Source organism: Thioalkalivibrio thiocyanodenitrificans ARhD 1 (assembly GCF_000378965.1).
GTDB classification, from domain to species: domain Bacteria; phylum Pseudomonadota; class Gammaproteobacteria; order Ectothiorhodospirales; family Ectothiorhodospiraceae; genus Thioalkalivibrio_A; species Thioalkalivibrio_A thiocyanodenitrificans.
On sequence record NZ_KB900537.1, the window covers coordinates 262,342 to 274,258 of the forward strand.

Sequence of the window (11,917 nt, forward strand, 5' to 3'; positions counted from 1 at the left end):
ATTGTAGGTGAATCCCGTGGACTTTTCAAGGCTGAGAACCAAGAACCACAGCGCTTTCCGGCTGTTTTATCACCTCGTGCTGTCAATGAAGTACCGGCATAAATGCCTGACTCCGGAAATGCTCGACCGGCTAGAGGGCCTGGTACGCGGCCTGCTTGTCCGGTGGGATTGCGAGTTGGTGGAGTTTGGGGGAGAGGCTGATCACGTCCATGTCCTTTTCGAGGCAAGCCCCACGGTGAGGCTTTCCGATCTGATCAAGAATCTGAAATCGGTATCAGCTCGACACATGCGCAAGGAATACGCAAACCACTTGGCTTCGTTCTACTGGAAGCCCTATTTTTGGAATAACGCCTATGCATTGATCAGTGTAGGAGGCAGAGCCAACATCCAAACCCTGCTGCGCTACATCGAGAATCAGGATGAACCCCAAAGGCTGAGTCAGCCGCTTGACTAGCGCATCATACTGCGCATCGATGCGTAGGATGCGCGGCTGGGTTGCTCAAAGCCATGAAAAGCTCTCCAGCCGATGCTTACCGCTCGGCGCCAGTGGTCGGCTCTCTACTGGCGCTGCTGAAAATGGCGTATCAGGCCGCAGCCTTTGCGTGCCTCTATTATAGTCCAGATCCGGGACTATGTACAGTCGAGAACGACAGCGCACGACAGAAAGTGTAGCACCCGAACATCACATAACCTGCCACACGCCGTCTTTTTGAGAGGCCTGCCCGAGCACCTCCAATGCGGCCAGGATCTGGGAGACCGCCTTGGCCGGCTTGCGCTTGAAGTGGCCGGCCAGGCTGATTTCGGTCTGAGGACCCTTTGAGAGCAGATCCCGCACTGTCTGCACCTGCTCGGGGATGGTCTGAGGCCATTTCTGGTTGACGCCTCCCGGAGTTGACACCCCAGGCTCTTCCGTATCTTGAGGCGCTGCACCGGTGCCTTGCTTCTCCGCGGGCGCCTGATGCTCTGCGGCCTGGTACTCGGGGCGAAGCCAGCGGATATGGCCCTGGGCCTCTTCGGCTGCCCGCTGGGTGTTGAGATCCACAAGGCGGCTGAGAATGTCTTCCTCGGCTTCAGCCTGTTCGTCGGGTTTGTCGAGCAGCGGTGTGGTGGCGCCGGGCTTGCCGACCAGCTTGTCGGCGAGATCGCCCCAGCCGTAGGCATCGAACACGGCACGATCGAGATCGTCGTGAAGCTCGCGCAGCAGGGAGACGATGCCTTTCTGATGGATAGCCTTCTCCTTGTCGTTCAAGGGCTCTTCGGCACGGATCTTCTCCAGGACGTTGTAGAGCCCGGTGAGGGTGAGGTCTGAGTGATCCGCCAGCACCTGCTTGCGGTGAGCGTCGAGCTTCTCGGCCAGGTCGCCGATGGTGGCGGCTTGGTCTTGGGTTAGATCCGGGAAGGGGAAGGTTTCGAAGCAGCGGGTTTTGTTGTAGCGCGGACGGTCTTCGAGCGTGCCCCCGGCCGCCAGTGACCAGGCGATATGTATTCTACTGGACAGAACGCCAAGCACAGCGGGATCATCGACGGCAATGTTGACCAGCATGTGGTCTGGCATGATGTGAGTAGCGAGAAACTGGAATACTCGATGTTTCGTCGTTTCTACAGTGGCGATGTAGCGAGGAAGGCCTTGCGACATTCGGCGCCATTCTGGACGTGCCGAACCAAAGATCCACCAGTTTTCGCGTATACTCTTGGCTCTGTTCTGGTCTCGCTCAGGCTTTACTCGCTCAAGCACCCACTGATAAATAGCAGGAAAGTGGACCCTCACCTCGCTATTGGAGTAACCGAACAGATCGATCACCATCACTCCGCGGGATCTTTGAGTAAGATCGCGGCCGTTGCGGTAGTCGCGAATTATGTTAGTCAAGGCATTATCAGCCCCATAGCCTAGCGCTGTTGCTTCTTCGTCAGTGACAATAAACCCGGATCCCGCAAGCATAACCCCATTGGAAGACAGGCCTCCACTAGCCATGAGCTTTACAACTCCAGCGATATTCGCCCCAACACTTAGATCCCCATGGATCCGGCCCTTCCTGCTATTTAACACTACATCAATGGCATCGTCGTCAATATCGGACTCTTGAACCACATGCCTAAGAGTGCCTTTTTGTTCTCCATATCCTCCTACAGTCATGGTGATGCGCACGGCCGCGCCATCGTTAGCCGATACCCATGGGTGGTCAGGGATAGCAAAGAGAAGTGAAAGAGGCTTCTTGCTGTCACTTAAATGCGGCTCAAGCACACGGCGATTGAATGTCTGGCGCAGGCTATTGGTGGTGATGAGGCCGAATTGGCGAGCCTCGCCATAACGCACCTTGCTGGCGGCGATGTGCCACCAATACATTACGAAATCTGCGGAGTCTGGTACCTTGTCAGAGTAGACGCTTCGAACGGCATCTACATAACCATCCCCCAAAGCTTCTCGAATTCGACCCTTCCCAATAAACGGCGGATTACCGATGATGTACTCCGCCTCCGGCCATTCCGCCTTGCGGGGGTTGTGATAACGGTAGACAGGCATACGCGCGGTCTCGTCCGGGATCAGCTCCCCAGTGGTAGGGCTTTTCTTGTAACTCACTCCATCCCAGAGGGTGATAGGGTTACCTTGTTCATCACGCGCTTCCTCGCGCCCGTCGTATTCGATCAGCGCATCACGGTTCTCGATGTTCTTGAAGTCTCGCAGGATGGGCTCAGGCAGCTCCAGCCGGCCCTGGATCCGGTAATGCCATTGCAGATAGCCGATCCACAGCACGATCTCGGCGATCGCCGCGGCCCGGGGGTTGATCTCGATACCCAGGAACTGATGAGGGTCCACCGTGAAACCCTCCGCATCCATACCCATCTGGCCGCCACTCAAGTCCCTGATAAGGTTGAGCACCTCACCCTCAAGGCGCTTCATGTGCTCGAGCGCGACGTAGAGGAAGTTCCCGCTCCCGCAGGCAGGATCCAGCACCCGGGTGTTGCAGAGCTGGAGATGGAAGTCTCTGAGCTCCTTGAGCGCCTTCTCGGGTTTGCCTTGCTGGAGCCAGGTCTCGGCCGCCACCTGGATGGCGCGCCACTGTTCCCGCAAGGGGTCGATGAGCGCCGGCATGATCAGGCGTTCCACGTAGGCCCGCGGCGTGTAGTGGGCACCGAGCTTGTGGCGCTCCCGTGGGTCCAGCGCGCGCTCGAGCAGGGTGCCAAAGATCGCCGGCTCCACCTGGCTCCAGTCATGCTTTGCGGCGCTGATCAGCAGCCCGATCTGCTCGCTGCTCAGGGGGATGGGGTTGAGGTTCTGGAACAGGCCGCCGTTGAAGCGCTTGAGCTGGCTGTTCAGGATCCCGCTGTAGCCGCCGCTGTTCATGGTCTCCCACAGGGAGCGGATGGCATCGACAAAGTGCTCAGGGGTGGCCTGTAGGCGCTCGAGCATGGCGGTGAAGTGACCCTTGGGGATCAGGTCCACGTCCTCGCTGAACATGGTGAACAGGCACCGCTTGAGGAAGTGAGCGACGCGCTCGACGTCATACCCGTCCTTTTCAAGCAGGCGGGCGAGCTCGGCCAGGGTGCGGCTCAGTTCGCGCGTCACGCGGGCGGCATGCTTGCTGGGATCGAGCTTCTGGGGGTCAGTCCAGAGCAGGCGCAGGCGCTCCCGGATCTCGGGGCGGTGCAGGTCTTGCAGGCGGATGCGGTGATTGCCCGGGTCCGGGTAGGGCACGTAGCTGCCCCCGGAGCGGGTGAACTCGGCATAGAGCTCGAGTGAGCGGCCCACGTCGGTGACGACGATAAAGGGCGGGCGGCCCTCATCGAAGGGCAGGGCCCGCACGTACTGATCGGCCTGGTTCTGGGCGGCGAGCATGGCCTTGTCCCAGCCCTCGGTATCAAGGCCCTTGCCGGTCTGCTTGGCCTCCAGCACGAAGCAGTCGCGCTTGTAGAGGTCGATGTAGCCGCGGGTGGTGCTGCCGTCAGGGCGGCTGATGTCCACCCGGCGCTCAAAGACGTAGGCGTTGCTCTCGCGCCCCTCGCCGGCGGGATCCGGCCGTGGCATCTCCAGCAGCGCGCACAGCTCGGTGAGAAAGAGCTGATAGTTCGCTCTCTCGCTGCCCGAGGCATGCTGCCAGCGTGCGATGAAGTCGTTGATCTGGTCTTCGATACAGGCTTCTGCTGTTGGCTTGTTTTTGTTATGTCCGGGTGCCTGCCCATCACCCGGTACCGCGTTGTCCATATCCGGCTCCTTGTTGGGGCCCCTTTCGGGGCTGAGCCGTATAGGGAACGGGAGGCAAGGAGACGTGCCGAGACGGGAATCCAGTGCCCGGCGCTACGTGAAACGCCAGGCAAGAAGAGCAACGCGCCGGTCGCCGCCGATGGGCATCAATCGACGGGGTTTTGGTGGCTAAGCTGACGCGGGCGTGCGTCTACAAGAGAGGGAGGGGATGGACGGATGTCCCGAGCGGGACTCGTCAAAGGCGGCGAGTTATGGCCATTATCAGCGTAATTCGCCACCCGTGGCGACTTGCGCGCCCGTGCCCTCGCGCTCACCCGGGGTCGCTCGAAACGCACAACCAGGCTGAGCATCTCGCCGGCGGGCTGCTTCGCATCAACACGCAGGGAAATACACGATTCAGCCTGTGCTACACTGCAATCAGCTTTTCAGGGGCCGTCCTTCGTTGGCCTGGCCTGGTGCGCGATCGTTGACCTGGTGGTGCGCGATGATCAGAATCGGACCCACGCCCACAATGGAAGTGCCACATGCCGCTGTCGTGGAATGAAATCCGCGCCCGTTCGCTGGAGTTCTCCAGGGAATGGGCGGACGCATCGAGCGAGAGCGCCGATGCAAAGAGCTTCTGGGATGCCTTCTTTCGTGTGTTCGGGCTCCACCGGCGCCGGGTCGCTGTGTTCGAGAAGCACGTGCACGCCGCCGGGGGCGATAAGGGCTACGTGGATCTGTTTTGGCCCGGGGTGCTGATCGCCGAACACAAGTCCAGGGGCAAGAATCTCGATCGCGCCTTCGGGCAGGCGATCGACTACTTCCCCGGGCTCAAGGATGAGGAGCTGCCGCGCTACGTGATCGTCTCTGATTTCGCCCGCTTTCGGGTGCACGATCTCGATACCGGCAAGGACTTCTCCTTCAGCCTCGATCAGCTGCATGCCAACATCCAGCGCCTGGGGTTTATCGCGGGCTACGAGCAGCGCGTCTTTCGAGAGCAGGATCCGGTCAACGCCAGGGCCGCCGAGCGCCTGGCGCGCATTCATGACGCGCTGCATGAGTCCGGCTACACCGGCCACCGCCTCGAGGTCTACCTGGTGCGCATCCTGTTCTGCCTCTTTGCGGAGGACACCGGGATCTTCATGCCCAGAGGCGCCTTTCTGGAGTTCATCGAGTCCTGCACCCGGGAGGATGGTTCCGATCTCGGCGCGCGCCTGAGCGAGCTCTTCGATGTGCTCGCCACGCCCGAGCAGGAGCGGCTCACGGCGCGCGATGAGCGCCTGCTGGCCTTCCCCTATGTCAATGGCAAGCTCTTCGAGGAGGTGCTGCGCATCCCCGCCTTCGATGGCCGGATGCGCGGGCTTCTGATCGAGTCCTGCAATCTCGACTGGGGCCAGATCAGCCCCGCCATCTTCGGCTCTCTCTTCCAGGGCATCCTGGATGCCGCGGTGCGCCGGGCGCTTGGCGCGCATTACACCAGCGAGAAGAATATCCTCAAGGTCATCGGGCCGCTCTTTCTCGATGACCTGCGCGCGGAGTTCGAGCACCTCAAGAAAAGGCGCTCCAATGACCGGGAATCAAAGCTTCGCGCCTTCCACGAGCGCCTCAGCCAGCTCCAGTTCTTCGACCCTGCCTGCGGCTGCGGCAACTTCCTGGTGATCGCCTATCGCGAGCTCCGCCAGCTCGAGCTTGAGCTCCTTCAGACCCTCTATCGGCGCGACCAGCAGCAGCTCGCCCTCAATGTGGTGGAGCAGTACGTCAAGGTCGATGTCGATCAGTTCCACGGGCTCGAGATCGAGGAGTGGCCGTCGCAGATCGCGCGCGTGGCGATGTGGCTGATGGATCACCAGATGAACGTCAAGGTCAGCCAGGCCTTCGGTGACGCGCTGGTGCGCATCCCGCTGCTCAAATCCGCGAACATCGTCCATGCCAACGCCCTTCAGCTCGACTGGGGCGAGGTCCTGCCGGCGAGCCGGTGCAGCTATCTTCTCGGAAATCCGCCCTTTGTGGGCGCGAAGTACATGAGCCCTGCCCAGCGCGAGGACGTGAAAGGGGTGCTCGAGGGGGTGAAAAACGCAGGCCTTCTTGATTATGTCGCCAGCTGGTACGTCAAGGCCGCGCGCTATCAGGAGCACAACCCGGCCTGCCTGGCGGCCTTCGTCTCGACCAACAGCATCACCCAGGGCGAGCAGGTGGCGGTGCTGTGGTCGTGGATGCTCGAGCAGGGCGTAAGCATCGATTTTGCCCACCGCACCTTTGCCTGGAGCAGCGAGGGGCGCGGGCGCGCCGCGGTGCACTGCGTGATCGTGGGCTTCAGCATGCAGGAGCGCCCGACGCGGCGACTGTTCGAGTACGCCGACCCCAAGGGGGAGCCCCACGAGGTCCAGGTGCGGGAAATCAACCCCTACCTGGCCGCGGGCCCGAGCATCGTGCTCGATAATCGCCGCCAGCCGCTGTGCGAGGTGCCGCCGATCGGGATCGGCAACAAGCCCATCGATGGCGGGAATTACCTGTTCTCCAAGGAGGAGATGGAGGCGTTCATCGAGCGAGAGCCCGGCGCGCGGCGCTGGTTTCGGCGCTGGGTCGGATCCGATGAATTCATCAAGGGCAAGCAGAGGTGGTGCCTGTGGTTGCGCGACTGTCCGGCCCATGAGCTTCGAAAGATGCCCCAGGTGATGAAAAGGATCGAAGCGGTGCGCGAGTTCCGGCTGCAAAGCAAGAGCGCGCCGACGCAAAAGCTCGCCCAGACGCCGACGCGCTTTCACGTGGAGAACGTCCCCGAGGGGAACTTCCTCATTATCCCGAAGGTGTCCTCAGAGCGCCGCCCGTACATCCCCATTGGCTTCATGGATTCCGATACGCTTTGCAGCGATCTGGTCTTTATCGTGCCGGACGCCACCCCCTATCACCTGGGCGTGCTGTCCTCGACCATGCACATGGCCTGGGTTCGCGCCGTGTGCGGGCGCCTGGAAAGCCGCTACCGCTACTCCGCCGGAATCGTCTACAACAACTTCCCCTGGCCGGTCGATGTCAGCCAGAGGCTGCGCCAGCGCATCAGCGCCGCGGCCGAGGCCGTACTGGAGGCTCGACGCGCCTTCCCTGACGCCTCCCTTGCTGACCTGTATGACCCCTTGACGATGCCGGTTGAGCTGCAAAGGGCCCATCAGGCGCTCGATGCGGCCGTGGATTCCGCCTACCGGGAGAGGGGAGGGGGCCGAAAGTGGGAGACCGAGGCCCTGCGGGTGGGGTTTTTATTCGACCTTCATCTTTCGCTGAGCCAAGCCGCGCCCCGGGGTGTCGAAATGGGTTAGGGGGCTCAGGTTTGCCAAATTTTGCCATATTCGCTAGATTCCAGAGACATGCGCACCTTGAACATCTCACTGCCCGACAGACTCAAGTCGTTTGTGGACGATCAGGTCCGCGAGCGCGGCTATGGCACCAGCAGCGAATACGTGCGCGAGCTGATTCGCCGCGACCAGGATCGCCAGACGCTGCGAGGGCTGCTTCTGGCCGGCGGCGCCTCGGCGCCCACACAACCTGCGGACAAGGCGTATTTTCAAGGATTGCGCGAGCAGGTGCACAGCGCTGATCGGTGCGCGACAAGCCCCGCCGTTCAGGGCGGGGAAGGATAGCGCGGACTGCGCTGCCGCCTTTGGTTTTCAGTGCGGTGTCTGCTGCTGCTCGATGTACTGGCGCACGATGGAGATTGGCGCACCGCCGCAGGACGATGCGAAGTAGGACGGGGACCACAGCATACCCTTCCAGGGCGGCCTTAGCCCCGCACGAAGGTTTCGAGCACGGCCTCGGCGGATCGCAGCTCCTCGGCCTTTTGTCTTCGCTCACCCTCGGTGCTCGCCCAAGCGCAGGCGGCGTGGTATTCACCAAGGGTGGGGGCTCGCCTGCGCGCACGAAGCCCCTCAGCATAAGCCGCGATCTGATCATTGACGCCGGCAAGCTCCGCGTAGCGGAGTATCTCCTGCGCGTGTGCCTTCGCATCAAGCGGTGTACACGCCTTATGCCTCTCGATCAGCGCATCTCCACGATGGATATTGTGCCGGATGGCTACAATCGCACCGACCAGGGCGAGAAGGATCGCTATTAGCGCCAACCACGCAGCGCCGTAATCACTGCCAGCGAGATCGAGCCTGTCGACTGTCTCGAGCAGGATGAGCGTGCTCACGATTGCGGTGAAAATGACCGCGAACAACAAGAAGCCTTCGCGCGCCTCGCCGTCCTTCGAGCGTATATTGGAGTAGAAGGGAATAGAACCAATCAGAGAAAGCAGAATTACTAACGCGAGCCCCCAAAGCGCCACCGCACCCATAATGAGCCCGCCAAGAGCAACCCCCAGGGCGAGCATTACGGCAAGCCCCAAGGCGAAATCAAAAAGCCAATTGAGGCGATCGATAGCCGTCTCGATGAGCTCTCGCTCAAAGGCGAGGGTATCGCTCGAAGGCGGCTCGACATGAAGCGGAAACTTTCTTTGATCGCGATGAGCTGTCGAATCCATAGATCTGTCTCTCTGATTTATTTCTAACGCTTCCATAGTATAGCATTCGTATATACCGAACTGCTATGGATTTTCCCGTTAGCGGTCAAGCAGGGGCACCGAAGCGCTGCGCCGCACACAGTCGGCCGGCAGATCCTGAAGCCGGATCTCCTCGATATCGACGTCGTAGCACAGAATACGCTTGCCTTGCGCTTTAGCTTGCGCCCGTCATTCCCTATATAGAAGTGCAATCAGGCCACAATCAATGGGAGATATTTTATGGGAATGAGCATGGTGGGCTTTCTGGTGATCATGCCGAAAACGCTCGAGGTGTCGGCCGAAGCTGTAGAAGCCAAGCGCCTGGAGCAGCTCAAGTACGCCGAGCCGGTGCTCACGCACTATCTCGCCAACGGCGCCGATGATGAGCTGACTGACGAGGCGGTGGCTCTTTTTGAGGAGCACGTCCTCTCTGATGACCTCTTCACCAAGATCGACAACAGCGGCGATATCGAGACCCTGCTGGAGCGACTTCGTTCGACCGAGCAGTACGCGAAATGGGTCGACAGCCTCAAGACCGAGCTCGAGAGCGGTCTCGACAATTGCCTGACCGCCTGGCGCGATCACCCGGACAATTCTGATGAGCTGCTCGTCTTTACCGGCGACGCCACCTGGGGAGACTCGCCGGAGCACCAGATGTATGAGGCGCTCAGCACGGTGTTTGGGTACCATGTCGGCGATCTGTTTGGCATCCGCTAGGGGGCTGTCATGACTTCGCTAATACTGATAGCTCAGTTCGAGAGCCGGCGTCACGAAGTCGCCACTCTCGCTTTCGAGAACTACCGCTTCGACCAGGTCGTCGAGAGCTGTGGCGGTTGGGAGTCCCAGACCCCCGGCGATGAGCGGGTCCGGCCCGTGTACCTCGAAAACGCGGACAACCCTGACGGCCCGACGCTGCGCGCTCACTTCGTCGTGCGCTTCTACCCGGGCACCGTGGTCATCCAGGATGTCTACGCACACCTGGAGGGCGATGAGATCGGGGCGCCGGGAGAGAGTCCCAACACCCGCGAGGAGCTCGCCCATGCGCTGCTCAAGATACCATCAAGGGAAGATGAGCAGGGCGTTCTGCATATCGAGGCGCCGTTTCTGCATTTTCGGGCGGGCACGGACTGCCGCGAGATCCAGCGATGGATTGAGGCGCAGCATGCGCCGGACAAGACGGCACAGCCTCCAGCGCCGGCGGGAGAGAACCCCGTGGTGTTCGCCGTGACGCTCAAGGTTCGGCTCAAGCTCGAGATCCCCCCTGGAGCGGATTTCACGCACATCATCAACGAGCTGGATTATGAGTTCAGCGACACCACCGGTGAGGCCAGAATCACAGGCACCGAGATCCTCGACTACAGTGGCGGGCGCGTCGGATAGCCGACCCGAACCGTCAACCCCTTCACCACGCCCCTCTCGAGGGGCGTTTTTTATCGCGCCGCTCAGGCCCGGGGCGGGTGAGAATTGCATTGCCCGCCCTTGACTGATAGCCTCGATGGGGCTACCACCAACAACAAGAAGGGGAGCCCACCATGAAAACCCTGATTGCAGGCCTTTTGGCGTTCCTGCTGCTTGCCGGCCCCGCCGCGGCACAGAACTACGGATCGAACTACGACTGGCGTAGCGGCAACAGCTACAGCTGGCAGCGCGACAGCACGGGCACGACCCGAATCCAGGGTCATAATATCAACAACGGCTCGATGTGGAGCCAGTCCATTGACCGGCGAGGAAACCAGCAGGGGTGGGATTCGCAGGGCAATGCCTGGAGCTACGACAACAACACCGGCACCTACATCAACTACGGCACAGGGCGCATCTGCTCGGGCAGCGGCGCCTTGCGTACGTGCTACTGAGCCACCCGCCGAGACCCAGGCGGCAATCAGGCCCTACGGCGCCTTTTGCGAGGCGTCGCGGCGTATGACAGGAGCTTCGAATTATGAATCTCGTTGTTTCCTCCCCAAGGCACGGGCCGATCGCCGGCCCCGCCCGTCGAGGGTTTCAGGTCATCGCGATCCTGGCGATCTGCGCGCTCGCGCTCGCCACCGGTTGCGCCACCACGGGGACCCCTTCGTCGGAGCCGACCAGCGCGTCCGGCATGACCCACGGGAATGTCCAGCTCAACCTGAGAAAAGGCGAAACGACCCAGGCAGAGGTCCTGGAGGTCTTTGGCGCGCCCAATATCGCGACCTATGACGCCGAGGGTCAGGAGGTCTGGACCTACCAAAGGCATGCCACCGTGACGAGCTCCCAGTCGACAAGCTCTTACGGGACCATCATCCTGTTTGGGGGCTCTTCACGCACATCGGGGTTTGAGCAATCGAGCAGAACGATGACGTTGATCATCAAGTTCGATGAAGACAAGAAGGTGTCGGATTTCAGGAGCAGGACTTCTTCATTTTAGGGGGATTTTGTCATGAAGAGCATGTTTTCAACCCTGCGGGGGTACCGGGGTATCTCGATTTCGGCGCTGGCCCTGGCCGGTGTTCTGGTTCTCGGAGGCTGCGCCGCGCCAGCGCCGCAGATGACGAGCCTGGAGATCCAGGCCTTCCAGCTGAAGGAATTCGAGACCGACAAGACAACCGCATTCAATTCCACCGTATCTGTGTTTCAGGACCTGGGTTACATCATTGATACGGCCAGCCTGGAGACAGGCATCATCACCTCGCAGAGCCCAACGGAATCAGGGTTCATCCCCTTCGTTGGCATGACGCAGACAAACACGCGCGCCACCGCGTTTGTCGAGGAGCGCCGCCCCGGGGCCACCAGCATCCGCCTGAATTTCGTCGAAGTTCAGAAGCGATCCGGAGGCTACGGACAGCAAAGCGGCCGGGATAACGTGATCCTCGATCCCGCCGTATATGAGAACGCCTTCGAGAAGATCGAAGAGGCCGTGTTCATTAGAAGCGCGGGGACCTAACCCCCGGCGCCGCCAGGCGCACGCCTTAGAAGGTTCCACGATCGCGCGCAGCCCCTCACCGGGCTGCGCCTCCCTCGCTTGATCCCGCCCTCCACGCCGGAGCGCGACAGTCCCGCCCGCGGCCCCGGCGCGTGCCCTCACGGCCGTGGCCGCGCCACCGCTTCCTTTTTCAGCCCCGTTCGCTACACATCCGCAGCGCCCCTGCACGGGCCCTGCTTCTTTGACATGCGTAAGCCGCTTACGCTATAATAGCGCCTGACAACGATGGAGTAACGCACGCCATGGCTAC

10 protein-coding genes and 1 pseudogene are annotated in these 11,917 nt (G+C 61.1%); 8 read left to right on the forward strand and 3 right to left on the reverse strand.

Annotated features, from left to right (window positions below; genetic code table 11):
- The first annotated feature begins 16 nt into the window (after positions 1-16).
- Positions 17-454, forward strand: a complete 438-nt coding sequence (gene tnpA, locus THITHI_RS0117770) for an IS200/IS605 family transposase (protein WP_026186470.1) — start codon at positions 17-19, stop codon at positions 452-454.
- 228 nt (positions 455-682) lie between these two features.
- On the opposite strand, the gene THITHI_RS0117775 is transcribed toward tnpA, so the two are convergent.
- Positions 683-4,201, reverse strand: coding sequence for a class I SAM-dependent DNA methyltransferase (locus THITHI_RS0117775; RefSeq protein ID WP_018234415.1), 3,519 nt, complete (start codon positions 4,199-4,201; stop codon positions 683-685).
- 524 nt (positions 4,202-4,725) lie between these two features.
- Between THITHI_RS0117775 and THITHI_RS0117780 the strand changes: the two genes are divergently transcribed.
- Both THITHI_RS0117780 and THITHI_RS0117785 read left to right on the forward strand, forming a co-directional pair.
- Complete coding sequence (locus tag THITHI_RS0117780; protein ID WP_018234416.1) at positions 4,726-7,494, forward strand: DNA methyltransferase; 2,769 nt, start codon at positions 4,726-4,728, stop codon at positions 7,492-7,494.
- A 48-nt stretch (positions 7,495-7,542) separates the two neighbouring features.
- Positions 7,543-7,815, forward strand: coding sequence for a ribbon-helix-helix domain-containing protein (locus THITHI_RS0117785; protein ID WP_018234417.1), 273 nt, complete (start codon positions 7,543-7,545; stop codon positions 7,813-7,815).
- A gap of 27 nt (positions 7,816-7,842) precedes the next feature.
- On the opposite strand, the pseudogene THITHI_RS20415 reads toward THITHI_RS0117785, so the two are convergent.
- Positions 7,843-7,947, reverse strand: a pseudogene (locus THITHI_RS20415) (transposase); the annotation flags it as partial.
- Between the two features lie 8 nt (positions 7,948-7,955).
- Complete coding sequence (locus tag THITHI_RS0117790; protein WP_018234418.1) at positions 7,956-8,693, reverse strand: hypothetical protein; 738 nt, start codon at positions 8,691-8,693, stop codon at positions 7,956-7,958.
- 264 nt (positions 8,694-8,957) lie between these two features.
- Here THITHI_RS0117790 and THITHI_RS0117795 point away from each other — a divergent pair, with 264 nt between their 5' ends.
- The 5 genes from THITHI_RS0117795 to THITHI_RS0117815 all read left to right on the forward strand — a co-directional run bounded on the left by THITHI_RS0117795 (position 8,958) and on the right by THITHI_RS0117815 (position 11,628).
- Positions 8,958-9,428: a hypothetical protein gene (locus THITHI_RS0117795; RefSeq protein ID WP_026186472.1), complete on the forward strand. Its 471-nt coding sequence runs from the start codon at positions 8,958-8,960 to the stop codon at positions 9,426-9,428.
- A 9-nt stretch (positions 9,429-9,437) separates the two neighbouring features.
- Positions 9,438-10,091, forward strand: a complete 654-nt coding sequence (locus THITHI_RS0117800; RefSeq protein WP_156820701.1) for a hypothetical protein — start codon at positions 9,438-9,440, stop codon at positions 10,089-10,091.
- Between the two features lie 152 nt (positions 10,092-10,243).
- Positions 10,244-10,564 (forward strand): hypothetical protein, encoded by a 321-nt coding sequence (locus THITHI_RS0117805; RefSeq protein ID WP_018234421.1) that lies wholly within the window; start codon positions 10,244-10,246, stop codon positions 10,562-10,564.
- 83 nt (positions 10,565-10,647) lie between these two features.
- Positions 10,648-11,112: a hypothetical protein gene (locus THITHI_RS0117810; protein ID WP_018234422.1), complete on the forward strand. Its 465-nt coding sequence runs from the start codon at positions 10,648-10,650 to the stop codon at positions 11,110-11,112.
- Positions 11,113-11,124: 12 nt separating this feature from the next.
- Positions 11,125-11,628 (forward strand): hypothetical protein, encoded by a 504-nt coding sequence (locus THITHI_RS0117815; RefSeq protein ID WP_018234423.1) that lies wholly within the window; start codon positions 11,125-11,127, stop codon positions 11,626-11,628.
- Positions 11,629-11,917: the final 289 nt, after the last annotated feature.

What these genes read in the sequence shown, in the direction of transcription:
- THITHI_RS0117775 (WP_018234415.1), bottom strand. Translation starts at nt 4,201, where the DNA reads ATGGACAACGCGGTACCGGGTGATGGGCAGGCACCCGGACATAACAAA.
- THITHI_RS0117780 (WP_018234416.1), top strand. Translation starts at nt 4,726, where the DNA reads ATGCCGCTGTCGTGGAATGAAATCCGCGCCCGTTCGCTGGAGTTCTCC.
- THITHI_RS0117785 (WP_018234417.1), top strand. Translation starts at nt 7,543, where the DNA reads ATGCGCACCTTGAACATCTCACTGCCCGACAGACTCAAGTCGTTTGTG.
- THITHI_RS0117790 (WP_018234418.1), bottom strand. Translation starts at nt 8,693, where the DNA reads ATGGATTCGACAGCTCATCGCGATCAAAGAAAGTTTCCGCTTCATGTC.
- THITHI_RS0117795 (WP_026186472.1), top strand. Translation starts at nt 8,958, where the DNA reads ATGAGCATGGTGGGCTTTCTGGTGATCATGCCGAAAACGCTCGAGGTG.
- THITHI_RS0117800 (WP_156820701.1), top strand. Translation starts at nt 9,438, where the DNA reads ATGACTTCGCTAATACTGATAGCTCAGTTCGAGAGCCGGCGTCACGAA.
- THITHI_RS0117805 (WP_018234421.1), top strand. Translation starts at nt 10,244, where the DNA reads ATGAAAACCCTGATTGCAGGCCTTTTGGCGTTCCTGCTGCTTGCCGGC.
- THITHI_RS0117810 (WP_018234422.1), top strand. Translation starts at nt 10,648, where the DNA reads ATGAATCTCGTTGTTTCCTCCCCAAGGCACGGGCCGATCGCCGGCCCC.
- THITHI_RS0117815 (WP_018234423.1), top strand. Translation starts at nt 11,125, where the DNA reads ATGAAGAGCATGTTTTCAACCCTGCGGGGGTACCGGGGTATCTCGATT.